The following is a 23005-nucleotide window of genomic DNA, read 5'->3' on the forward strand; positions in this document are numbered from 1 at the left end:
AGCTGGGTATCTTACAACCCGCGCCCGAGGCCGTCACCGCCGCTCCTAAAGAGCGAGTACGCAGACAAATACAATCTAGAGTGTATCCACGCACCAACGCCTCTTCGACGCGGTTCAAAATAGCAGGCGCGCTTTTAGCGACGTGTCGCCCCGCCCCGAGGTTTCGATGCTGCGTCGCCTGCCGATAGACCCCTACATTCTGGCAATGGTCGCGACGGTGGCCTTCGCTTCCCTCTGTCCGGTGCGCGGCGAAAGCGCAATCGTCGTGGGCTGGGGCGTCAAGCTGGCCATCGCCTTGCTGTTTTTTCTTCACGGCGCCCGCCTCCCCACGCAAGAGGCGCTGGCCGGACTAAAGCATTGGCGTCTGCAAACCGCGGTGTTGTCCTGCACCTTCGTGTTGTTTCCAGTGATCGGAATCGGAGTTGCGACGTTGACGCCCGACCTGTTGTCGCAGCCGTTGATGACCGGGCTGCTTTATCTCTGCATTCTTCCGTCCACGGTGCAGTCGTCGATCGCCTTCACCTCGATCCGCGCGGCAATGTCGCGGGCGCGCTATGCGCCGCTTCGGCCTCCAATATGTTCGGCATTTTCTTCACGCCGCTGCTTGCCGCCCTGTTGATGAAAAGCCAGAGCGCAGGCTTTTCCCTGGAAGCGCTTGGCGACATCATCCTGCAATTGCTGTTCCCTTTCCTCGCCGGGCAATTGGCGCGGCCTCTCCTTGGCGCTTTCGTCACGCGCCATCGCGCCGTTTTGAACCTCGTCGACCGCGGCTCGATACTCTTGATCATTTACGCCGCCTTCAGCGAGGGCGTCGTCAAGGGCGTCTGGAGTCAGCTCGGCGCTGGCGAATTGCTTCGGCTGAGTCTGGTCCTTTCGGGTTTGCTGGCCTTTGTGCTCACCCTGACGACTTTTCTGAGCCGCCGTCTGGGCTTCGCCCGGGAGGACGAAATCGTCATCGTGTTCTGCGGCTCCAAAAAGGGCTTGTCCGCCGGTCTCGCAATGGCGAGCGTCCTGTTCACGGGCCCGCAAATCGGCCTGTTCATGCTGCCGATCATGCTGTTTCACCAGATCCAGCTGATGGTCTGCGCCGTCATCGCCCAGCGCTACGCGGCGCAATGGGAAGGGATGAAACCCCAGCCGCCGCCTTTTGTTCCTCAAGCTGGCGTCTCGCCCAGTCAATGACGCCGTCGAGGCTTTGAAAGTCGGCGACCGATCGCGCCGGAAGGTCCGGAAACTCCTCGCGCGCCATGCGGGACAATGCATTGCCGGGGCCAAGCTCGAGGAGGCAGGAGCACCCCATTTCCATGAGTCCCTCAAGACAGGCGGCCCAGTTCACCGTTTGCGCGACCTGAAGCGACAGAACGTCGCTCTGGCATAGACGGGCGCGCCGGAAACGCCCGCCATAACCGGAATCGGAATCGCGCGCCAAGCCGCCGCCTCAGGCGCCAGACGAAATTTTTGCGCGGCCGGGCGCATCAGCGTCGTATGCGAGGGGATGGCGACATTCAGCGGCGTCACCTTGGCTCCCGCCTTCGCCGTCGTGCTTGTCGCCGCCGCCGCGCTCATCAACGGCGCGCCGCCAAGCGTGATCGCGAAATCCTTCGGCGACGGATTCTGGAGCTTGATCACCTTCACCATGCAGCAGGTGATGGTCGTGGTCGGCGGTTATGTGATCGCGAGTTCGCCGCCCGCGGCGGCGCTGATCGACAGGATCACCCTGTTGCCGCGCGGCGGCCGCTCCGCCGTCGCCCTGATCGCGGCGTCGACCATGCTGCTCTCGCTGGTCAACTGGGCGATCAGCCTGATGTTCAGCGGGCTGCTGGTGCGGGCGATGGCGCGCCGGACCGATATCATCATGGACTACCGCGCCGCCGCCGCCGCGGCTTATCTGGGGCTTGGCGGCACCTGGGCCCTTGGCCTCAGTTCCTCGGCGGCGCAATTGCAGGCCAATTCCGGCAGCCTGCCGAAAAGTCTGCTCGACATCGGCGGCGTCCTTCCATTCACGGAAACGATCTTCCTATGGCAGTCGGCGGCGATGGTGCTGACGCTGATCCTCGTCTCGACCCTCATCGCGTTCCTGTCGGTCCCTGCCGGCGGGCGGGCTGTGACGGCCGCCATGCTCGGGGTCGATCTCGACGCAAAGCCCGTGGCGGCGCGGCGCGGGCGGCGCCCCGGCGAATGGCTCGAATACAGCCCTTTCCTTTCCATCGCGATCGCAGTCCTAGGTTTCGGCTGGCTGGTGCAGGAATTCTCCGGCAGAAATCCGGTCTTCGTCATCTCCAATCTGAACACCTACAATTTCGCCCTGCTCATGACCGGATTGCTGCTGCATTGGCACCCGCGCAGTTTTCTCGACGCCGCGACGCAGGCGGTCCCGGCGACGGCCGGGATCATCGTGCAGTTTCCGTTCTATGGCGGGATCGCCGGGATCATGACGGGAGCCGCAGCGCTTGGCGGGCACAGTCTCGCGACGAGGCTCGCCGATCTGTTCAACGGCGTCTGCACCAGGGAGACGTTTCCGATCGTCATAGGTCTTTATTCGGCCGTGCTCGGATTTATCATTCCGAATCCTAGAGGCGCCCTATGTCCTGCAGACGGCGAACGACCTCAAGGTGCATCTCGGCTGGGCGGTTCAGATCTATAATGCGGCCGAAGCGCTGCCCAATCTCATCAACCCGTTCTTCATGCTGATGCTGATCGGAGTTCTCGGGATCAAGGCGCGCGACGTTGTCGGATTCACGATCGTGCAGCTGATGTTTCACCTGCCGCTGGTGCTGTTGATGCTGTGGGCTTTTTCCCTCACCCTGCCCTACCGCCCGCCGGTCATTCCGTGAACGGCCACGGGGCGCGTCAACCGGAACCTCTGTCGACCATCACCATCCACATCATGCCGAAGCGGTCCGTGACCATGCCGAATGCCGACGAGAAGAACGTCGGACCAAGCGGCATCTGCACCTCTCCGCCGTCCGCGAGAGACGCGAAAACGCGCCCGGCCTCGGCGTCGTCCGAGGCGAAAAGCGAGAGCGAAACACCCTCAAAACGCGAACCCTCCCGGCAGCCGCCATCCGATGCCAAAATCGTCGTCGCGCCAATGCGCAGCTCGGCGTGCATGACCTTGTCCGGATTGGCGACGGGCTGACCCGCCATGGGCTGAGGGTTGTCCTTGAAACGGATCAATCTTACGACCGTCGCGCCAAGCGCCTCCTTGTAGAATTCGATCGCCTCGTCGGCGCGGCCATTAAAGTTCAGATAGGGTTGGATATGCATGTCTGCCTCCTTTGGAGAACGAGCCGGCAAGCCAGAGTCGCAAGCCCGGCGTTCAGGCCGCCCGCGCCGCCCCGCGCGCCGCCTCGGAGACCGACTTAAGACTCGCCAGTCCCTGCTCGAATTGCCCGCCGATCATCTTGTCGCAATCCACAACAAGGCCGAACGCCTTGCCGATGAAATTGTTAGCGCCCGACATGGTCCAGGAAACGACCGTGCTTTCGGCGCCCTCCTGCTTCAGTTCGAATTCGACGGTGTTGACGGCTTTCATTGGCTTTTCAAACTCCAACCGCATCCCGACCAGCTCGTCCGGGCGGCTCTGCGTGATTGTCATCCTGCCCACGCCCACCTTATTGTTGCCCGCCCAGGACATGGAGGCGCCGGCTCCCGCCGCCGGGCCGGAAAACCTGTTAGTCGCGTTCGGGTCGAGCTTCGCCCAGGGCGACCATGACTCCCATTTGCGCAGGTCGTTGATGGTGTCGAACACGATCTGCGGCGGCGCGGCGATCGCCGCCGTGCGCGAGATGCTGAAGGCGGCCGGGCGGCGCGATATCAACAACGCAAGTGCGCCAACAATGGCGATGAGGACGACGAGGGTGACAAGGGTTGCGGACATGAAAAAACTCCCGGTGAAGAGTAGAGCCATCGCGCGAACCCGCTCAAATTGTGCGGAGATATTCATCGAGACGGTCGAAACTGCTGCTCCAGCCAAACCTGTGGCCGTCGCGATTGGCGCTGGTGTTGAAGACGGCCTGACGGAAGGTCATCCTCGTCCGGTCGCCCTCATGATCCTCGAACAAAACCGTGACTTCGGTCTCCGGCCCCGGCCGGCCGTCGTCCTGATCCCAGGCGAAGGTGAAAACGAGCCGCTCCGGTTTGACGATTTCGCGGTAGACGCCGCCTTGCCAAAGATCGCGCCCGCCGTTCTCCGGCCTCAGGCACGTGCGCCAGCGGCCCCCCGGCCGGAAATCTCCGCCGAGTTCGACGGCCGGATGATCGCGCGGACCCATCCAGTGACGCAGATGCGCAGGGTCCGTCCACATTTCGAAAACGAGTGCACGCGGCGCGTCGAAAATCCGCGTGATTTCGAGCACGCGGCCCGCCAGTTCACTGTCGCTCGCCATGCGGGCCTCCATTGCCCTGCACCTGCCGAAGATAGTCGTCGAGACGATCGAAGCTGGCGTCCCAGAAAACACGATAGCGCTCCAGCCAGGCGGCGACTTCGCCAAGCGGCGCGGCGTTGAGGCGGCAGGGCCGCCGCTGCGCGTCGCGGGAGCGGCTGATGAGCCCGGCCGCCTCCAGCACCTTGAGATGCTTCGAGATCGCCGGCCCGCTCATGTCAAAGGGTCGGGCGAGTTCCGCCACGCTCGTTTCGCCGAGGGCCAGCCGCGCGAGAATAGCCCTTCGCGTGGGATCGGCGAGTGCGGAGAGCGTGCTGCTGAGATGATCGGCCCGCATGAACTTTAACGACCAGTTATATAACCTTTTAGTTAAATATTTGGTTTGAGGGCCGCTGTCAAGGCAGCGCCCGCGTCTCAAGGCGCCCAGTGGCGGTTGCTGAAAAGGCCGCGCCGGAAATTGATTGTCTTACACTTTTGACGTGCTAAATATGTCATTATTTAATGACACTTGGAGACGGTCGGTGCGCATCTTCCTCCTTCACCCGAACTACCATTCCGGTGGCGCGGAGATCGCGGGAAACTGGCCCCCGCGTGGGCCGCCTATCTGACCGGCTCGCTGAAACAGGCCGGCTATTCCGACGTCCGCTTTATTGACGCGATGACCAACGACCTGTCCGACGAGCAGCTGGCCGCCCTGATCGCGGCGGAAAGGCCGGACATCGTCGGAGCGACGTCGATCACCCCCTCGATCTACAACGCCGAGCGCGCGCTCCTTCAATCGCGATCGACTTGCGAATCAAGGCTGAAGTAATGCCGAATTCACGACGATCTCTTTCTGGAAACCCAGGATGCACGGTCGTCGCGGGATCACAGATTAATGTTTCTGTCCCACCCAGACTCACCGCAAGCTTAAAAACTTGGAGCCAGCCTCGCGACGCGGCGCTCGTCGACCATCGCGGCGGGCCGATCGGCAAGCCAATCCTCCGCCCTCGCCGCGGAAAACAACTGGACCGCCTCGGCTTCGAGACCAGCAGCGATCAGCGCCGCGTGAAGCTGCGTTACGGCGTTTGGCCCGATACGCGCCGTAAGCTCAGCGGGAGGATTTGCGGCGTGCGTACGGCTAAAGAAGGCTGGGAAAGTTGGCGTCATCTTTACCCGCGAACTAGGTCTGTATGAAATGGAAGTGAAACGGAAGTGTCGATCGAGCCATTGGGGCACCTTGGGATGCGTGTGGGCGGCGTAATTGTCGAGGATCACATGCACGACCTTGCCGGCGGAACCTCGGCCTCGATGGCGTTGAGGAAACGGATGAACTCCTCATGCCGGTGGCGCTGCATGTCGCGGCCGATCACCGTGCCGTTGAGGACGGCAAAGGCGATTCATGTGATTTCAGCGGTGACGGTTTGGCGGTATTGATTGTGCGCCATTCAACAATTATGCCCCGTCGGGGAATCGCCGATAAAGAAAAGGCGAAACCCCGCGTTACTGCCTTATTGTTGGCTGCTCTGCCTTGGGCCGTTTATTTTTACCAGCTTTAGCGTAACGATTTTTATTTTGTGGCAGCTTCAAGGTGTGACAAAGCTTCTTCAGCATGCTTTGTCGCGACATCCGCATGGTCTTGCTTGCCGTGTTTCGTGCCCAAGATGCAGCGATAAGTCGAGACGGCGACACAGTCAGTACTCCCCCTTCAAGATCTGCCTGCAAGGCGGCGTGGTAACTGTGAAACTTCCGGGGAGCCGTTGTCGATGTCCGAACGGAAATTGTGTCCTCTGACGTTTGCTGATCAACCCCATGGAGTCGTTACTCCTCACGCGCGACTTTTGACGGGCCGTCGGCGATTCGTCATGAGCGAAAACCATATAACCTATTGTTTTCATTTCTTTTTATCAATTTCGCATAATCAAGATTATGGAACTTAATAACCCCTCAGGCCAACTTTTCCGGCGCGATCAGCGCCATGCCCGGGAAATAATGCCGGTAGCGGCCGCCATCGCGCGTCAGTAGCGGCAACCCGCTCACCGTCGCATGAGCGCCGATGAAAAAATCCGGCAAAACGCCGGTGCGCGCGCCGCCCGACTGGCGGTACTGCACAAAGACCTTGCCGGCGAGGAAGAGCGCGGCCCGCGGCGTTCGCGCGACCTCGATCGCCGCGTCAGCGAGCATTGCCTCCAGATCCTCGATCCGAACATACCGCACCGACAGTTCGGCATAGACCACGTCATTGATGCAGAGCGGCCCCTTGAGCCCAGCCTCCTCCAGTTTCGCGATCGACCAATCCGACCAAGCCGGATCGTTCGTCACCAGATCGAGAATCACATTGGTATCGATGAGGGTCACGTCAGCGCTCGCCGCGCGTCATCGCCATGATGGCGTCGGTCGAGAGCCCCTTGCCGGCGTGACCGCGAAGACGCGCGAAACGGCTCGGGCGCGGCTTTCCCCCGATCTTGACCAGGATGACGCCGCCATCCGGCGCCCGCTGAAAATCGACGACGCTGCCCGGCTTGAGGCCGAGCAGATCGCGGACAGGCTTAGGGATCGTGACCTGCCCTTTACTAGTGACTGTCGCCGCCATTTCGCACCTGTAATGCGGAGATTACTTTCAGCATTACCTAGCATGGAGGATTACGGACGTCACCTGCAAAGAACCGCAGCGGCTGCCGGCAATCTGGTCCAGGCGATTTCGTCGATAATTAAAATGGAGAAAGCAAAGCGGACACACGATCCAGTGTGGATTTTTCACTTCCATGATTCCAAAAACCCTGCGAATTTAGGTTGTGGTGCGCTTTTTCGAAATCAACGTGGCGAAACGCAGAGCGCTCGAGTAGGCTCATGCGGCGAGAACTGCGTTCCAGATTTGGGCGCCCGGCTGCCCTCGATCCGAAGCTTTCCGGGATTTGAAATGAAGCCTGATTTCGGCGATTATCGAAGCCGGCGATCGTTGGGCGGTCATCGGCCACGGTGATTGACACTTCACCCATCCGCGGTGTGGTCCCTACGCTCCATTTTTGGGAGCGTAGGCAACATTCTGGTCAAAACGTCACTTTTATCCCGCCATAGACAGCGCGGCCGTTGCCTGGAAAGTAGATTTGCTGATTGGCTGGAACGCTGGCGTTGATAACCGCCTGGGTGTCGCTGATATAGTGCTGGTTGGTCAGGTTGCGCAGATCGAGATAAAGCGAAAATCCGGAGGGGAGATTGACGTCTCGTCGACGCGCTCAAGGACTCGCCGGGCGTCTACGTTGAAGATCGCTACGGGCAAGAAGTGCGCATCTCCATTCGCGGCTCGGGCCTGACGCGTTACTTTCATCTGCGCGGAATATGACCTCTCCAAGCGGCCAGTCCACGAAGCGAATAAATATTGATGTCGTTGCCCCCGGCGAAGCCATATTTGGCGACAGGCTGGACGTTGTTGAAATAGTCCACGCCAAATAAAATGGAATGTTTGACCGGGCCGGTCTCGAACTTGCCCGTGAGATCGATGTTCCCCGCGATCGTATAGGAATTGTACCCGCCCCATTGATCCGGCTCAAATCCCGGCGCAAGATTCCGGCGGCCGAGGACACCGCCGCCGGATAGGCATGGCGGTCCGGCGAGCCCGTGCTTCTGGTCGCGCCGGTGACGCAATTGGCGCTCGACCGGCGGCATCCTTTCGCCGCGGACGTCGCCGCCTATCGCAAGGGCTGCGCGGGACAAGCTAGGCCAACGCGCTTCCATGACATGCCTTGATCGTGAGGATTTCGAATATTTCGGGGCTTTCGAACACGGGCTTTCTGCGAGCCGCCGCCCGAGCGCGCTGGATTGTCATCGGCGTTATTTGTCTCGCGGCGGGCTATTTTTTCCTGCGCTGGTACTCCGCGCCGGCGCCGCCGCATTATCTGACGGCGGCGGCCGCGCGCCTCACCCTGGAGAGTTCCGTGCTCGCGACTGGAACATTGCAGGCGATCCGGCAGGTCGACGTCGGCACGCGCGCCACCGGCCAGTTGAAATCGCTGCGCGTGAAGCTCGGCGATCAGGTTCGCGCCGGGGATTTGCTCGCCGAGATCGATCCTGTGCTGCAAGAGAACGAGTTGCGCTCGGCGCAGGCGGCGCTCGCCAATCTGGAGTCGCAACGGCGCGCCGCAAGCGCACGCCTGCGCCGGTCGAAGTTCGAATTCGAGCGCCAGAAAGCGATGATCGGCGGCGCCGCCACCTCCCGCCGGGAGCTCGAGAACGCCGACGCGCAATTGGAGAGCGAGGACGCGGGGCTGGCGGCGCTCGACGCCCAGATCAAACAGGCGAATGTGCAAATCGACATCGCCGCGGCCAATCTCAGCTACACCAAAATCACCGCGCCGATGGACGGTGAGGTCGTGGCCATCCTGACCCAGGAAGGCCAGACCGTGGTGGCGGCGCAGATCGTGCCGGTGATCCTGAAGCTCGCCGAACTTGGCGCCGTCACCGTGCGCACGCAGGTGTCGGAGGCCGACGTCATCCATGTGCATGCGGGGCAGCCGGCGTCCTTCACGATCATGGGCGATCCGGACACGCATTACGCCGGCAAGCTGAGGGCGGTGGAGCCGGCGCCGCAGAATTTCTCCGAACCGGTGTCGGCGTCCGGCGGTTCCGGGCAAGGCGGCGCGTCGCCGGGCGGGTCAAACGCGGTCTTCTACAACGCGCTCTTCGACGTGGCGAACCCTGACCATCGCCTGCGCATCGGGATGACGGCGCAGGTGTCGATCCAGCTTGGCGATTCCCGCGACGCGCTCGCCATTCCATCGGCGGCGCTGCGCAACAAGGACGCAGGCGGACGCTACGAGGTCCGTGTGCTCGGCCCGCAAGGCAAGATCGAGACGAAGCGCGTGCGCGTCGGCCTCGACAATTACATACAGGCGGAGATCCTGGACGGATTGTCTGAGGGCGAAACAGTGATCACCGGAGAGCCGGAGCCGGCTGCGGCGGGGGCGCGCTAGAGCGCTTTCCGATCGAATGGACTCATTCGATCGATCGGAAATCGCTCCAGTTTCAAAATCAAAGAGTGAGAGCATGACGTCATCCGAAAACCGGGCTCCACTTTTCGGCGTCATGCTCGATATGTCGGAGCCGCTGATCCGATTGCGCGCCGTGTCCCGGCAATACGTCTCCGGCGATCAGGAAACCTACGCTTTGCGCGACATCGACCTCGACATCCGCGCCGGTGAGCTGGTCGCCCTGATGGGCGCCTCGGGCTCCGGCAAGTCGACGCTGTTACACATTTTGGGCTGTCTCGACCGGCCGAGCGCTGGAACCTATCGCGTCGGCGGCGAGGAGGCGAGCGCGCTTGGCCCCGTGGAGCTGGCGGCGCTGCGGCGGGATCGTTTCGGTTTCATATTCCAGAGCTATCATCTTCTGCCGCAGCTCTCCGCGTTCGCCAATGTCGAGATCCCCGCGATCTACGCCGGCGCCGGCGGGTTGGAGCGAAAGACTCGCGCGCGCGAACTGCTGAAGCGTCTGGGCCTTGGCGCGCGTCTTGATCATCGCCCAAGCCAGCTCTCCGGCGGCCAGCAGCAGCGCGTCAGCATCGCCCGCGCCCTGATGAACGGCGGCGCGATCATTCTGGCGGATGAACCGACGGGGGCGCTCGACAGCCGCACGGGCCGGGAGGTGATGGAGATTCTGATCGAATTGAATCGGCTCGGCCATACGCTCATCATCGCGACGCATGACGCGCATGGGGCCGCCAAGACGAGGCGCGTGATCGAGATCGAGGACGGCCTGATCGTTAAGGATCGCAAGACGGAGGCTGCCGACCCGCCGCCGCCTCAAGAGGCGGACGCCCCGCCGCCGGCGGCTGTCGCGCCCCATGCCTCATCCAGAGCCTCATCCCATGACTCGCCCCACGCCGTGGCGTGGGTCCCGCGCTTTATCGAGGCGGCGCGGATGGCCTGGTTCGCGCTCCTCGCGCATCGTCTGCGCACGGGCCTCACGCTGCTCGGAATCGTCATCGGCGTCGCCTCCGTCGTCATGATGGCGGCGTTGGGCGAAGGCGCAAAGCGCAGCATGGAGGCGACGCTCAAGAGCGTGCCGCAAAATTATGTCGAAATCTATCCGGGCAAATTCTTCGGCGATCCCGACGCCGCCAATATTCATACGCTGACGGGAGCCGACGCCGACGTTCTGCGGCGGCAAAGTTTTATTCAAAGCATTAGCCCGACGCTCGGCGCTTCGGCCACGCTGCGGCTCGGCGCGCTGAAAGCCGCCGCGACCGTGACCGGAGTCGACGAATCCTTTTTCGAGACCAGCGGCTACAAGCTCGAAATGGGCCCCGGATTCAGCCGCGAGGACATCGTCTCGCAGCGCCAAGTCGCGGTGATCGACGCCAATGTCAGAAAGAGGTTCTTTCCCGCCGACAATCCAATTGGAAAGATCATCATCGTCGGCAGGACGCCCTGCTTCATCGTCGGCGTGGTCGCCAAAAACCTCGCCATGGAATCGCCTGGGGCCGGCAATCGGCTTGTGGTCTATCTTCCCTACACGACCGTCGGCGCGCGCCTTGCCGGACGCAGCTATCTCGACAGCATCGTGCTGCGCTTTCACCCCGGCGTTCCGATCGACGCGGTGGCGGGCGGCGTCTCCGAGATTCTCGAGCGGCGCCATCACGCCAAGGACGTCTCGATCTTCAACCTCGAGGAACGCGTCCGCGCAGGCCGCAGCTTCACCAACAGCATGAGTTTTCTTCTCGGGGCGATCGGCCTTATTTCGCTCATTGTGGGCGGCATCGGCGTCATGAACATCATGCTGGTGTCGGTGTCCGAACGCTCGCGCGAAATCGGCATTCGCATGGCGGTCGGCGCCAGCCGCTTTGACATTCAAACGCAGTTTCTGACGGAGGCGGTCGTGGTCTGCCTCGCCGGCGGCGCGATCGGTATTCTCGTCTCCTACGGGCTCGCTCATGCCGCATCAAGCGTCGTTCCGCAGGACTGGCAGGTCATTCTCTCGGTCGACGCCCTTGGTTTGGCGGTCGCGAGTTCGCTGCTGACGGGAATCGTCTTCGGCTATATTCCCGCGCGCAACGCCGCGCGGCTCGATCCCGTGGAGGCGCTCTCGCGTGACTAGCCTCAACCATCTCCGCCGCCGCGCCGCCGCCTTCGCGCTCGCGGCCGGAGTATGCGGTTGCGCCGTGGGGCCGAACTTCGAGCCGCCGCCGCCGCCCGAGGCGACGCGGTTCACGCCGGAGCGGACCGCCTCTCCCGGCAATGGCCAGCACTTCGTCGAAGGAGCCGACGTCGCGCGGGACTGGTGGCGGGCGTTTGGCTCGAAGCCGCTCGACGATCTGGTGCGCCGGGCGATCGCGCAAAATCCGACCCTTGACGCAGCGGAGGCCGCGATCCGCGTCGCCTATTATGCCGCCGAGGCGCAAAAAGGCGTTTCGCTGCCGCAAATCTCTGCCAATTCGCTGTCTCAAAGCGGCGTCGCCTCCAACGCCATACCTTCCGATCCGGCGACTCAGCTCACCTATTCGCTGTTCACCAAGCAGATCATCGTGTCGTTCACGCCGGACATCTGGGGCGCCAACAGCCGCAGCGTCGAATCCTTGGAGGCGCAAACGCAGATCCAGCAATTGCGCCTCGAAGCGGCCTATCTCGCGCTCGCCGCCAATGTCGTCGCGACGGCGATCGAGGAGGCCTCCCTGCGCGGACAGATCAACGCCGCGCGCAACATCGTCGCGATTGAAAAAGAGCTTCTCCAGCTATTACGCCGGCAACTGGCGTCCGGATCTGTTTCGGGCGCCGATCTTCTCTCCCAGGAAGCCGCCCTGGCGCAGGCCGAAGAAATCCTGCCGCCGCTCGAAAAGCGGCTAGCCCAGCAGCGCAATCTCCTCACCGCCCTCGCCGGACAATATTCGGGCGACGAAATCGCCGAGACGTTCGACCTGCGGCGCTTGACCCTGCCGCGCGCGGTGCCGCTCGTTCTCCCCGCGCAGCTCGTGGCGCGTCGGCCGGACATTCAGGCGGCGCAGGCCAACATCCATTCGGCCGGCGCCCTCGTCGGCGTCGCGGTCGCCGCCCGTCTGCCCAACATCATGCTGAGCGCCAACGGCGGCTCCAGCGCGCTGAATTTCGGGCAGCTCTTTGCGCCAGGCACGGGCTTTTACGTTTTGGCCGCGAGCGCCACGCAGCCGATTTTCGACGGCATGACTTTGTTGAACAAGCAGAAGGCGGCCGAGGCCGGCCTTGGCCAGGCCGAGGCGCAATATCGAAGCGTCGTCATCAACGCCTTCGAGAATGTCGCCGACGCGCTGCGCGCGCTTCAAGTCGACGCGCGCGCGGTCCAAGCCGCCGCGAAGGCGGAGGAAGCGGCAAGGCGCAGCCTCGACATCGTGCGCCTGCAGGCGCGCTTCGGCCACGTCAATCAACTCGCCGTGCTCAACGCCCAGCAGACCTACCTGCAAGCCTCGATCGCCCGCGTCATCGCCGATTCCGACCGCCTCTCCGACACCGCCGCACTCTTCATGGCCATCGGCGGAGGGTGGTGAGGGGAACATCCAATGAGAGGACGCCGCTGAACGAAATCCGTGCCGCCAACGAGCGGGACAAGCTCGTGTTCGAAAGCCCTATGATCCCCGCCCCCGTCAATGGCGGACGCCCATGCGCCTTAAGCGGCAGGGCGCGCCGCAGCTTTTGCGCGAGTTTCAGGGCCTGCCGTTCCGGCTCGCTCATCTCATGCTCCCTAGGCTCAATGATTCAATTCTAGGCCGCGTCATTGCGCCGCGATTTTCGCCGCCGCGGACTCTCCATCCATCGCTTCGCGACGCGCCTTGGAGACCATCCGCGCCCTGCGCTTTTTCCACCAGATGTAAACGCCGGTGACCGACAGCATCGTGATGACAAGCCCCATGACGCAGACGAAGATCTTCATCGGCAAGCCGAACACCCGCGCCATGTGAAGCATCGCCAGCAAAGAACTGATCGTCTCGGACAAAGGCGTCTTCGCCGCTTGCGGGTCCGGCTCCGGCTTGGACGCCTCCGCGCCGGTTTCGGCGTCGAATTCCGCGCAGGCTGGGCTCTCCCCGGCGGCCGCCAGGGTGTTCGCGCACATCGTGTAACGACCGCTCTCGCGGTCTAGCGCCAAAATCACCTCACGCTTGATCGTGAAGCCGTCCTTGCGCGCTTTTTCCTCGAGCAAAACCCTGCCTCTGGCGCGCGCCTCCGGCCAATCCAGCGCTGGATTTTCGAGAACGACCGCCCGGGTCGGCATGGCCATCGCATGTGGTTGCGGTGGAGGCGCGCCAAACAGCGCATTCATCACCGGCGTGTAGACTTCGTTGAGATTGAAGCCGACGCTCGACCAGGCGAAGATGAACAGCATCGCGAAGGTCCACAGGCCGAAGGCGCGGTGGATGTCGAAATTGATCCGGTAGGCGCCGCCGCTCCATTTGATCAGCCACGCCGGCTTCCACCGCGAAAGCCAGGTTTTGCGGATCGCCCCACCGCTGGCGCGGCTTCGCGGAAAGGTCAGATAGAAGGAGACGAAACAGTCGATGGTCCAAACGAGAGCAGTGACGCCGAGAATGAATGCGCCGAGCCCGGAATAGCGGCCCGGCAGCGCCAGCGTCATATGCAGGCGGTAGATGAACCAGATGATGTTGGCGCGGCCGACCGAGAACGCGGTCAGGTTTCGCTCGCCGAGCGTCTCGCCCGTGTAGGGATCGAGATACGTCACCCGTCCGGATTCGTCGTCGCCGAAAGCCCCGGCCAGGAAATCGGGCAGCGCGACAAACTGCTCTATTGGCGCGCTTTTGACGCGCGGCGCGAGCCCAGCCTCAAAGCTGCGGCCGGGTTCGACATAAAGCGGCGCGGAATCGACGCGCATGCGCGGGTCTTGCGCCTCGGCTTTCCCGCGCAGGACGAGCGGATCGAGCATCGGCGCATCGTGCTTCGCCACGGTCAGCAGGTCAGGATTGAGCCATAAATCCAGCTCGTCCTTGAACGCCAGCACGCTGCCGGTGAGGCCGGTGATAACGAGAAACAAAGTCATCGTCAGCCCGGAATAGCGGTGCATCAGAACCCAGAATTGTCGGGTCATGGAATCTTTTCCCTGATACGGATTACGATGATATCATGATGCCTATTTGATATCGGCTTTGATCGAGAAGGAGAACCAAGGTCATGCCCAGAACCATCATCAGCCTGAGCGAATCCGAAAAACTTTGGCTGACGCAAAAGGCGCGGGCGGAACAAGTGCCCATGACAGAGATCGTCCGACGCGCCTTGGCCCTGTACCGCCGCGAGGCCCACGAGCCGCAAGAGCCCGGCTTCGAGGATCTGCTCGATCTCACGCGCGGACTTTGGCGCAAGGGCGAGGGCCTCGCCTACCAACGCCAAATCCGCGACGAGTGGGAGCCCGAGGCAGAGAGAAGGTGACCGCTTTCCTTCTCGATTCGGTCATCGTTATCGACCATTTCAATGGGGTCGAGGCGGCGACCAATTATTTGCGGGAGCATCGCGAGGACATCGCCATTTCCGTCATCACCCGCGCCGAGGTTCTGACCGGGTTCGATGGCGAGAGCGAGGTTTTGGCGAAGGCGGTGCTGGCGAAGCTCCGCCATTATCCTGTGACCGCCGAGGACGCGGATCTCGCGGCCGCTCTGCGCCGCCAGAACCGCTGGAAGTTGCCCGACGCCCTCCAAGCCGCGATCGCGCTGAACCGCCATTGCAGGCTCGTCACCCGCAACACCAGGGATTTCGACCCGGCGCGTCATGCGTTTGTCCTCATTCCCTATGTCCTGGGCGCAGGACTGTAACGCGCGGGCCAAGGCTAAAACTGCGCGCTGAGCGAGCCCATGATCGCGCGGGGCGCGCCGTAGGGGCGAAGGCCGGACGAATATCCTGGCAAAGGGATGGACCCGGATGAAACAGAGGTCTCTCCGTAATAGGTCGCGTCGAGGAGATTAGTGACGTTGACCTGCGCGGTGAGTTTCACGTCACCGATCTTGAAACTATAGGCGCCCATCAAACTTACGGTGGCGTAACCAGAGGTCATGGCGCCAAGATAATTGGTGGGAAAAGATAAAATCGGCTGCGAGCCATGGTAGATGAGACCGCCGCCGATCTTCCAGCCTTTCAATTCGCTGTCCGGCTGGAATTCATAAGTTGTCCAGAAACTCCCGAGATTCTGGGGAATGTTAGGAAAGCGTTGTCCTACAGTCGGTTGGTCCGCGCTGCCTTTGGTGACGCGGACATCCTGGTTGGCGTAGGCGAGGATGATGCTCCAGCCGGGCAATAGTTCGCCCTGGATATCGAGTTCCGGCCCCTTGCTGCGCGCCTCGCCGATCAAGATGGAGCAACTGCCAGGTCCGCCGCCGCATTGATGAAGCGGGTTTGCATCTGTCGCGGGGAGATTCGTCTTGGTCAGATTATAATAGTCGGCGGTGGCGCGCAACTTCCCTTCGAAAAGCTTGTGGGTAGCACACGATATGTCCGATTTAGGTAGCGCACGATCTGTCCGGTAGCGTTTCGTCTCTTTAGGGGGATTGGATGCGCCGGACAGCAGCCCATCAGGGTGTGCGGATGATCAAGTTTTCGAGCATTTTAAGTCGTTATGAAGCGGCCGAGTTCAGCTTGGCGGAAGCTGCGGAGCTATTGGGGATTGGCGAGCGGACGTTCCGCCGCTGGCGCGTGCGCTTTGAGGATGAAGGCGAGGCCGGGTTGCTGGACCGCCGGCTTGGCAAGGCTTCGGGCAAGCGGGTTCCGCAGGATCGGAGCGATGAGGTGGAGGCCTTATATCGCAGGCGCTACGCGGGCTTCACGGCCAAGCATTTCCACGAGCATCTGGTGAAGGATCACCTATTCGGCTGGGGGTATACGTGGACGAAGACATTTCTGCACTCGCGGGGCTTGCTGGAGAAAGCCGAGCGTCGCGGGGCGCATCGGCGCAAGCGGGAGCGTCGGCCGTTGCCCGGCATGATGCTGCATCAGGACGCCTCGACGCATCTGTGGCTTTCGGGCCAGCCGGCGCTGGATCTGGTTGTCACGATGGACGATGCGACGAGCGCCATTCTGTCGGCGTTTCTCGCGCCCGAAGAAGGCACGGCCTCGACTTTCCGGGGCCTGGCGGAGGTATTTGGCCAGCATGGTCTCCCGCTGAGCATTTATACGGATCGGGGCAGCCATTATTTTCACACGCCGGAGGCGGGCGGGAAGGTCGATCGCACGCGCCCGACGCAAGTGGGCCGGGCGCTGGAGCATCTGGGCGTCGAACATATCGCGGCCTATTCGCCGCAGGCGCGGGGCCGGTCGGAGCGCGTCTTCCATACGTTGCAGGACCGTCTGGTCAAGGAGTTTGCGCTGGCCGGGATCGCCACGGCGGCGGCGGCGGACCTGTTCCTGCGCGACGTCTATATACCTGCTCACAATGCGCTTTTTTCGGAGCAGCCCTCTCAGGAAGGCTCAGCTTTCGTGGCGATTCCCGGCGTCGATCTTCGCGAGATTCTGTGCGTTCAGGAAGAACGCCAAGTCGGCAACGACAATTGCGTTTCGTTCAACCGGCTAAAACTGCAAATCCCAGAAAGCCCGCTACGCGCGCACTTCGTCAAGGCGACCGTCAAGGTCCGGCACTATCAGGACGGAGGCTACGCCATCTTCCACGGTCAACGATGCCTTGGCCGCTACGACAAGAAAGGGGCGATTGAGGAAACAAAACAAAAAGCAAAAAAGGCCGCCTGAATCCGCTCGGCGGCTGGCCTGTGGAAATGTGGACAAGGCAAGCGCCTTGACCACAGTCCCACAGGAGAACAAAAGCAGAAGAAGCGGACATTTCATGTGCTACTAAAACCGGACAAGTTAATTAGCTATCGACACTTCCCTTCGAAAAGCTCAAGTTTGACGCCCGCCTCTCCTTCCCGCGCGCCCGTGGGAGGAACCGGCGTTCCGGGGTAGATTAAGCCGCTGTTGGGGCCGAAACCCTCTGAATAATTGGCGTAAAAACTGACCCAGCTTTCCGGCCGCCACAACAGGCCGAAACGAGGCGTCAGAGCGCTCGCCGTCTGCGTTGGACTCGCCGTCAAATCGGCGGGAATCGTGCCGGTTGCGCTCGTTTGACGGATATATTGGTATCTCGCCCCCGCCATGGCGTAGAAATTATAGGGTAGTTTGATCTGATCCTGAAGATAGAGGCCTGACGTGAATTGTGTGTTGTCGGATGCGTAAGAAGGGAGCACAGGGCCGACGAAAGGTGTGCCGGGATGGATCGGATTCCATAAGCTGATTTGTGAAAACGGCCCGTTGTCGAACCAGCTTTGGTTGCCGAATGTGGTTCGATAGACATCTCCGCCTAGGAGCAATGTGTGCTTGACCCCAAACGTGTCAATGTGCCCGGTTATGTCGACATTGGTCGAGTAAGTTGTTTGTGTGAGCAAGCTTGGGATGAGGAACCGATTAACTAGAAGTTCGCTGCCAGAATCTTCCAAAAATGCAGGAACTGTATATCGCGCAGTATCCTCCGTTCGGCGATAAGCCAGCTGCTGCTTCACCGACCAGTCTTGGTCAAATTCATGCTTCCAGGTGAGCGCGGCAAAAAGCGTCTTGAGTGTATCGGGCGAATATTCCCCATAATTGCGGCTGCGCGGGATCGGCACGAAGACGCCATTGTAGAGCGGGGCGAATGGCCAGACGTTCGCAGACCTATTCTCATCATATTGGGCCTCCAGTTTCACCCAGTTGGCGCCGTCGACGTTCCATTTGAGAACGGGCGCGATGAATATATCCTGCGCGTGGGTTAGGTCGACAGGCGCGCCTGACGGCGCGCCATTGTTCTGATAGGACATGTTCATTCGGTAGAGGAAGGCGCCGTCCTGCGTGACCGGGCCAGTCGCGTCGAAGGTTGTGCGGAAATTCGCGAAGGAGCCAATCTGCTGCGTCGCGGCGAAATAAGGCGTGTTCAGCGGCTCCTTCGTGATGATGTTGACAATGCCGCCCGGCTCGCCCAGACCATACAGCACGGCCGCGGGACCTTTGAGCACCTCGACGCTCGCTACATTGGCCATTTGCTGGGAAAAGCCGCCATCTCCAGTGTCGACCCGGAACCCGTCACGGAAGTAGTTGTTGGTCGCGAAGCCGCGCAGAACGATCGCATTATAGGCATTTTGGGTACCCCCCGTTCCCCCAGGACCTTGACTAACCGTCACGCCGCTGACATTCTGCAATGCCTGATCCAGTGTGATGACCTGCTGGTCGCGCAGCACCTGCTGGGTGATGACCTGCACGTTCAGCGGCGTGTCCATGATCGGGGTGTCGGTCTTGGTGCCGGTCGTCGCGTCCTCCAGCACATAGGTCGTGTTGAACGGGTCTTGCCCCGGACCAGCCCCGCCGAACGATCCGTCGCCGGTTACGCCGCCCGCGGCTGCGGTGGCGCTCACTTCGGGCAATGCGACGGCGCCAGCGTCCGATTGCGTCGCCGTATCGTTCTGCGCCAGCACGATCGAAACCGTGCGGCCGTTATCCGACAGCGTGTACGAGAGGCGCGTTCCCGCGAGCAGCCGGTCCAGCGCGCCGCGCAAAGAATATTGGCCGGAAAGTCCCGGCGTGCGCATGCCCTGCGTCAGGCGGGCGTCAAACACCACGTGCAATTCATTCGCGTCGGCAAGATCGTTGAGCGCCGCCGCGATGGAGCCCGGCGGGACGCGATAGGCCTTGAGCGCGCCGGATCTTTCCTCCGGCGCTATGGACGCCTGCGCCTTCGAGGCGGGCGTCACCATCGCGATGGCGCAGGCGCCGGCCGCACAAGCCGCGAGCGCCGAAGACATCCTTGCGCTTCCAGATCTGTCTTTGTCTTTGTTGCGTTTAATCTTGAAGGCCATGGCCGCTGTCCCCTCGGATCGCCGTGGAGCGAATGCGCTCCTTGACTGTCCGACGCAGCGCGGACGAAAATGGGACAAAGGTTTGCCTGGAAAGAACGACAAAAGGGCCGATGTGACATTTTTGCACCGCGCCTGCGGTGAAGCCTATTCGTGCAGGATCGCCATGAAGCGGGTGAGATAGGTCGCGCGCAAGCCTAGCGACTTTTCGATTTCCTCCAGAGATACGAGCGGCTCGCCGAGCCCGAACACGCCGGTGACCCGCCGTGTGCAAATCTCGGAATGGAGGCAAATAACGTAGCCGCGATGATAATGTCCAAGGGCGGCGATGACCGCCCCGAGGGGCTCGTCCTCTACGATCAGCTTGCCGCGCCGCCATGCGGTGATCCAGGCGGCGTTGACAGACGCGGGCGCTAGCGCGGCGGCGTTTTCGTCAAAGCTGCTTTCCTGGCCTTCCTCGACGATGACGGTCTGGCCGCCGCTCGAAACGGAAACGCGATGTTTCGCGACGGTCACCCGCGCGCCGTTATCTTCCAGCGCCACATCAAAGGCCGTGCCAAGCGCAATGATTGTTCCGCCCGCGGCCGCCACAGTGAAAGGCCGCGCCGGATCGCTCGCCACATCGAACCAGGCCTCTCCCTTGAGAAGCTCCAAACGCCGTTGCGAAGCGGTATAAGAGACCGTGATGGCGGATTGGGCGTTGAGATGCGCGTGCGAACCGTCCTCCAGCGTCACGAGCCTTGTTTCGCCTGTGCCGGCTGCATAATCCGACCGCAGAAATGCAGCGAGATCATTGGAGGCACGCCAAAATCGTCTTGATCCTACTCGCGATCCGTGCGGCTAGTCTGGACGATTATGGAATCTTCCTGATCGGCCGCTTGCCCGGCACGCCTTTTGCTTTCTTGCTTCATGCCCCGTTGGGCGTTTCCTCCCTTGACTTGGGCCGCTCGCAGCAGTGCGGGCGGCCCCTTTATTGCCCACCGGCATCGTTTCGGTTGATGGTTTAATTACGCCGCCCACGCTGCTTCCAATGATCTAAAAACACCTGCACCATGCTTTCCTCCGAGCACTCGAAGGTCTTGCCGAGCGAGGCGTAGGTTGCCGCCACGTCGTTCAGCAAAAGGTTGGCGATGAGACGCTTGTTCACTCCCTTCTGCAAAAGCAACTCCTGCGCGTCGAAGATTGCTTGGAAGATTTGAGCCTCAAGAGCTTCTAAAATTCCGGCCGTCACCGGGTCGCTTGTTTCGTCGTTGAGATCGTCTTCGGTGATTTCTGGCTCGGCGGCTAAGACTTTCATGGCTTTGCTCATAAGCTCCTCTTCGCTCTGCACCGCGATAAACGACCGGGCGCTCGATTTCTTTAATGACAGACAATCCCAATAATCGCATCCAGCGGGACGACTACAGCATCGGCGGCATTACTTGCAAAACGAATCGGCGACATGAACCTCTACGCTTTACCGATTAGGATTGGTACACGGCGAAAATGGGACAATTGACATCGATGGCGGCGCACTGAGAAGCGCGCTCAGCATTCGTCCATTGAGCTACGGATTTTCGCTGGGCTCAATAGGATGAGCACAACAGCGAAAGCGAGAATCCGGGAAATGCCCCCTCCCCGCGCCATGAGAAAGGCCCCGCCGATGGCGCCGCGAGCCCTTTCACTGTCCTCGTGTGACATGATGGCGTCGAGAGCGAATTTTGCGGCGGCGAGATCCGTCAGCCGGCCGTACCCGGCCGCGGCTTCCGCCTAGTCCTGCGGCACGCCAGCGCCATGAGCCTAAAGGATTGCAAAGATGGGCTTGCGCGACCGCATCTCCTCGGCCCGCGTTTTCCGAAATCACTTGGCCGCCTCGGTATAATCCTGGGAGGCGCCGGCGTCGAAGGTCTGGAGGACGCCGAGGGCGTATTGGGCGTAGACATCGCCTTGGCGCGCAGCCCGTTCAAACCATGCCGCGGCCCGAGCGTCATCCCTCGCCACGCCGGCGCCATTGGCGTATAAGAGTCCAAGTGCGCACTGGTCCGCCCGGCTGCCCTGATCGGCGGCTTTCTTAAACCAGGCCGCGGCCTTGCTAAAATTCTGGCGCACGCCATAACCATTGGCATAGATCCGGCCAAGCTTCGACTGCGCCTCGGCGACATCGAAAGAGGCCGCCTTAAGGCACCACTTCCGCGCCTCCGCATAGTTTTTTGGCACGCCATGGCCAAAATAATATGTGCCCAAGATGAGTTTGCGCCCCCGCGTGACCCTTTTCAGCGAGCTTCCGAGTCGAATTCGCATCGGCGTTTTCACTGCCCTGCCCGGAGATTTTCTCTTGAAAAACGTGGGAAAGAGCAGCGAGGATTTGCGGGGTCAATTCAGGATCGATTTGATGCTGAGCTTCCGTTGAGCGCATGTTCGATCTGTTCGCGCAGTGTATTCAAGATAAACAGGAACAGAGAGCGGCGCGAACGGAAATCAAGCCCAGCTTCCGTGGCCGCGTCGTCCATTGAGGACATCGAGCAGCGAAATGCGGACTTTCAAGGCTGTAGTCAGCGCATCAGAGGATCGGACGCGAGCAGCCGCGGGATTTGCTCTGGCGTCAGTGTTCCGGTTTGCATTTCTGAAAGCGCGCCTTGCCATTTGAAAATGGCCCGACGAGTTCCAGTCATCCGCCCAAAACGCCGCTTCGGGCCGCCCGGTTTGCCGTCGATCTTTCCGTGGTAAAACTGTCTGTCGGCCAACGCCTTCTGAATTTGGAGCCATTGTTTGGGCGACAGATCATCTTCGGCCACGCCGCCGATCGGTTTAGACCTCGTATTTTCTTCGATGTCGGCAATTCGGGCCTTAAGACAGATAAGCTGCGCACGAAGCGCATCCGGGACCTCCGCGAGCGGCGGCCGGTCACATAACGAAGGCCGCGCGGCGCTTAAATCGTCCCGCAGCTGCTTCATTCGCGGGATAACCTCATTGCTTAACTCGGCTTCCTGCGCGTCGATTTGCCTCTTGATTTCGCTCAACCGCACGCTGTCCTGTGGCATCGCAGGATAGAGGGATGCAATCTGCCTGGAGACGTCCTCCCTCAAGTCCGCTGCCTGCTGTGCGGATCGGTACTCGTCCACTTTCGCCGCGATGTAGAGCCCTCCCGCCGCCAGCAACGCCGCCGCGAACAGACCAGCGCACATGATCTTGAAGGCCGTCGATCCGTAAAATTTGTCTTTGAAAGTGGTGAAGACTTCAGTCTGTCCCGAATTGAGCGCGCTCATCGTCGCCAATGCAGTCTGCCGTGGGAAAGGACGTTCCTCGGTGGCGCCTTTCGGCGAAGCTCCGAGCGATATAAGCTGTGCGATCAACACGCGTTCAAACATGTCAAGGGCCGCGGAAAATCGGAGATAATCTGATCCCGCCCGAACAGACGAGAGCATGAGCGTACGTACGCTCTCGGCTTCTTCCCCTGCTTTCGAATTTGCTCGTTCTCCGGGGAGATCGCCCTCTTTCAGCAGCCCAAGCAAAGCTTCTATCTCTACCGCCCGGGCGAGGCCCATATTCTCATTCAAGGACCATTCCCAACTGAAACTGCTGCTCTCGCGGAGAGAGCGGGCCATCGCATAGGCCGCTTGCAGCCGTCTGGTTCGCCTGAGGTCCGCAGAAGGGTGACTTTCTCTTTCAGGTGCATCATCAGCCATTTTGCGTCCACATCACCTTCCGCCGCCACACGGCATCGATCATACGCCTACTGACCTGCCACTGAACTTTCATCCGGCGGTAATTAGAGTCTCGGCGGAGTTTACGCCGTGTGGCGCGGGTTGAGCAACCTGCGATCGGCGGAGCT

General features: G+C 61.4%; 25 protein-coding genes and 5 pseudogenes. 10 read left to right on the forward strand and 20 right to left on the reverse strand.

Annotation, left to right across the window (positions count from 1 at the left end):
- Positions 1–169: 169 nt before the first annotated feature.
- Both BM177_RS17545 and BM177_RS17550 read left to right on the forward strand, forming a co-directional pair.
- A pseudogene (locus BM177_RS17545) lies at positions 170–1182 on the forward strand (bile acid:sodium symporter family protein).
- 313 nt (positions 1183–1495) lie between these two features.
- Positions 1496–2834: pseudogene (locus BM177_RS17550) on the forward strand (short-chain fatty acid transporter).
- Positions 2835–2850: 16 nt separating this feature from the next.
- Here BM177_RS17550 and BM177_RS17555 read toward each other — a convergent pair.
- From BM177_RS17555 to BM177_RS17570, 4 genes are read right to left on the reverse strand one after another with little or no spacing between them, the layout of a single operon-like run.
- On the reverse strand, positions 2851–3267 hold the full coding sequence (locus BM177_RS17555) for a VOC family protein (protein WP_091686264.1): 417 nt from the start codon (positions 3265–3267) through the stop codon (positions 2851–2853).
- A 52-nt stretch (positions 3268–3319) separates the two neighbouring features.
- Positions 3320–3880: an SRPBCC family protein gene (locus BM177_RS17560; RefSeq protein ID WP_091686304.1), complete on the reverse strand. Its 561-nt coding sequence runs from the start codon at positions 3878–3880 to the stop codon at positions 3320–3322.
- A 43-nt stretch (positions 3881–3923) separates the two neighbouring features.
- Entirely contained in the window at positions 3924–4388 is a 465-nt protein-coding gene (locus BM177_RS17565; protein ID WP_091686306.1) for an SRPBCC family protein, read from the reverse strand.
- Complete coding sequence (locus BM177_RS17570; protein ID WP_091686267.1) at positions 4372–4722, reverse strand: ArsR/SmtB family transcription factor; 351 nt, start codon at positions 4720–4722, stop codon at positions 4372–4374. The genes BM177_RS17565 and BM177_RS17570 overlap by 17 nt, the downstream gene beginning before the upstream one ends.
- A gap of 184 nt (positions 4723–4906) precedes the next feature.
- Between BM177_RS17570 and BM177_RS17575 the strand changes: the two are divergent.
- A pseudogene (locus tag BM177_RS17575) lies at positions 4907–5157 on the forward strand (cobalamin-dependent protein); the annotation flags it as partial.
- Here the strand turns inward: BM177_RS17575 and BM177_RS20790 are convergent.
- The 3 genes and pseudogenes from BM177_RS20790 to BM177_RS17585 form a co-directional block, all read right to left on the reverse strand.
- Positions 5123–5308 (reverse strand): annotated as a pseudogene (locus BM177_RS20790) (PLP-dependent transferase); the annotation flags it as partial. The pseudogenes BM177_RS17575 and BM177_RS20790 overlap by 35 nt on opposite strands.
- Entirely contained in the window at positions 5295–5534 is a 240-nt protein-coding gene (locus tag BM177_RS20795; RefSeq protein WP_244532423.1) for a hypothetical protein, read from the reverse strand. The pseudogene BM177_RS20790 and the gene BM177_RS20795, both read right to left, overlap by 14 nt.
- Positions 5535–5567: 33 nt before the next feature.
- Positions 5568–5761 (reverse strand): annotated as a pseudogene (locus tag BM177_RS17585) (IS630 family transposase); the annotation flags it as partial.
- Between BM177_RS17585 and BM177_RS20230 the strand changes: the two are divergent.
- Positions 5705–5923, forward strand: coding sequence for a hypothetical protein (locus BM177_RS20230; protein ID WP_175492685.1), 219 nt, complete (start codon positions 5705–5707; stop codon positions 5921–5923). The pseudogene BM177_RS17585 and the gene BM177_RS20230 overlap by 57 nt on opposite strands.
- A gap of 11 nt (positions 5924–5934) precedes the next feature.
- On the opposite strand, the gene smbP is transcribed toward BM177_RS20230, so the two are convergent.
- The 5 genes from smbP to BM177_RS17600 form a co-directional block, all read right to left on the reverse strand.
- The gene (gene smbP / locus BM177_RS19695) at positions 5935–6027 is read right to left on the reverse strand and encodes a small metal-binding protein SmbP (protein ID WP_244532418.1); all 93 of its coding nucleotides are present in this window, start codon (positions 6025–6027) and stop codon (positions 5935–5937) included.
- 284 nt (positions 6028–6311) lie between these two features.
- Positions 6312–6722 (reverse strand): type II toxin-antitoxin system VapC family toxin, encoded by a 411-nt coding sequence (locus BM177_RS17590; RefSeq protein ID WP_091686269.1) that lies wholly within the window; start codon positions 6720–6722, stop codon positions 6312–6314.
- A 1-nt stretch (position 6723) separates the two neighbouring features.
- Positions 6724–6957 (reverse strand): AbrB/MazE/SpoVT family DNA-binding domain-containing protein, encoded by a 234-nt coding sequence (locus BM177_RS17595; protein WP_091686272.1) that lies wholly within the window; start codon positions 6955–6957, stop codon positions 6724–6726.
- 118 nt (positions 6958–7075) lie between these two features.
- Positions 7076–7363, reverse strand: coding sequence for a hypothetical protein (locus BM177_RS19700; RefSeq protein ID WP_139223712.1), 288 nt, complete (start codon positions 7361–7363; stop codon positions 7076–7078).
- Between the two features lie 325 nt (positions 7364–7688).
- Positions 7689–8030 (reverse strand): hypothetical protein, encoded by a 342-nt coding sequence (locus BM177_RS17600; protein WP_139223713.1) that lies wholly within the window; start codon positions 8028–8030, stop codon positions 7689–7691.
- 83 nt (positions 8031–8113) lie between these two features.
- Between BM177_RS17600 and BM177_RS17605 the strand changes: the two genes are divergently transcribed.
- The 3 genes from BM177_RS17605 to BM177_RS17615 all read left to right on the forward strand — a co-directional run bounded on the left by BM177_RS17605 (position 8114) and on the right by BM177_RS17615 (position 12876).
- A complete protein-coding gene (locus tag BM177_RS17605) occupies positions 8114–9334 on the forward strand; it encodes an efflux RND transporter periplasmic adaptor subunit (RefSeq protein WP_244532422.1) in 1221 nt (406 codons plus the stop codon).
- A 73-nt stretch (positions 9335–9407) separates the two neighbouring features.
- Positions 9408–11456 (forward strand): MacB family efflux pump subunit, encoded by a 2049-nt coding sequence (locus BM177_RS17610; RefSeq protein ID WP_244532419.1) that lies wholly within the window; start codon positions 9408–9410, stop codon positions 11454–11456.
- Positions 11449–12876: an efflux transporter outer membrane subunit gene (locus BM177_RS17615; RefSeq protein WP_244532420.1), complete on the forward strand. Its 1428-nt coding sequence runs from the start codon at positions 11449–11451 to the stop codon at positions 12874–12876. Before BM177_RS17610 ends, BM177_RS17615 begins: the two co-directional genes overlap by 8 nt.
- Here the strand turns inward: BM177_RS17615 and BM177_RS19705 are convergent.
- Positions 12851–13060: a hypothetical protein gene (locus BM177_RS19705; RefSeq protein ID WP_139223714.1), complete on the reverse strand. Its 210-nt coding sequence runs from the start codon at positions 13058–13060 to the stop codon at positions 12851–12853. The two genes, BM177_RS17615 and BM177_RS19705, sit on opposite strands and share 26 nt — an antisense overlap.
- Before the next feature lie 40 nt (positions 13061–13100).
- Entirely contained in the window at positions 13101–14426 is a 1326-nt protein-coding gene (locus BM177_RS17620) for a PepSY-associated TM helix domain-containing protein (protein ID WP_091686278.1), read from the reverse strand.
- Between the two features lie 83 nt (positions 14427–14509).
- Between BM177_RS17620 and BM177_RS17625 the strand changes: the two genes are divergently transcribed.
- On the forward strand, positions 14510–14764 hold the full coding sequence (locus BM177_RS17625; RefSeq protein ID WP_091686281.1) for a CopG family transcriptional regulator: 255 nt from the start codon (positions 14510–14512) through the stop codon (positions 14762–14764).
- Positions 14761–15144, forward strand: a complete 384-nt coding sequence (locus BM177_RS17630; RefSeq protein ID WP_091686284.1) for a PIN domain-containing protein — start codon at positions 14761–14763, stop codon at positions 15142–15144. Before BM177_RS17625 ends, BM177_RS17630 begins: the two co-directional genes overlap by 4 nt.
- 14 nt (positions 15145–15158) lie before the next feature.
- Here the strand turns inward: BM177_RS17630 and BM177_RS17635 are convergent, their stop codons facing one another.
- The gene (locus tag BM177_RS17635; protein WP_091686286.1) at positions 15159–15893 is read right to left on the reverse strand and encodes a TonB-dependent receptor domain-containing protein; all 735 of its coding nucleotides are present in this window, start codon (positions 15891–15893) and stop codon (positions 15159–15161) included.
- A gap of 17 nt (positions 15894–15910) precedes the next feature.
- On the opposite strand from BM177_RS17635, the gene BM177_RS17640 reads away from it, so the two are divergent.
- Positions 15911–17065, forward strand: coding sequence for an ISNCY family transposase (locus BM177_RS17640; protein ID WP_091686288.1), 1155 nt, complete (start codon positions 15911–15913; stop codon positions 17063–17065).
- 125 nt (positions 17066–17190) lie between these two features.
- Here BM177_RS17640 and BM177_RS17645 read toward each other — a convergent pair whose 3' ends face one another.
- The 5 genes from BM177_RS17645 to BM177_RS17670 form a co-directional block, all read right to left on the reverse strand.
- A complete protein-coding gene (locus BM177_RS17645; protein ID WP_175492688.1) occupies positions 17191–19143 on the reverse strand; it encodes a TonB-dependent siderophore receptor in 1953 nt (650 codons plus the stop codon).
- Positions 19144–19341: 198 nt separating this feature from the next.
- A complete protein-coding gene (locus BM177_RS17650; RefSeq protein WP_091686292.1) occupies positions 19342–19971 on the reverse strand; it encodes a FecR family protein in 630 nt (209 codons plus the stop codon).
- 226 nt (positions 19972–20197) lie between these two features.
- Entirely contained in the window at positions 20198–20503 is a 306-nt protein-coding gene (locus BM177_RS17660; protein WP_091686297.1) for a hypothetical protein, read from the reverse strand.
- Positions 20504–21033: 530 nt separating this feature from the next.
- Positions 21034–21474, reverse strand: coding sequence for a tetratricopeptide repeat protein (locus BM177_RS17665; RefSeq protein ID WP_139223715.1), 441 nt, complete (start codon positions 21472–21474; stop codon positions 21034–21036).
- Between the two features lie 251 nt (positions 21475–21725).
- Positions 21726–22718 (reverse strand): hypothetical protein, encoded by a 993-nt coding sequence (locus tag BM177_RS17670; protein WP_139223716.1) that lies wholly within the window; start codon positions 22716–22718, stop codon positions 21726–21728.
- Positions 22719–23005: the final 287 nt, after the last annotated feature.

Origin of the sequence: Methylocapsa palsarum (assembly GCF_900114285.1) — a bacterium.
Taxonomy (GTDB): domain Bacteria; phylum Pseudomonadota; class Alphaproteobacteria; order Rhizobiales; family Beijerinckiaceae; genus Methylocapsa; species Methylocapsa palsarum.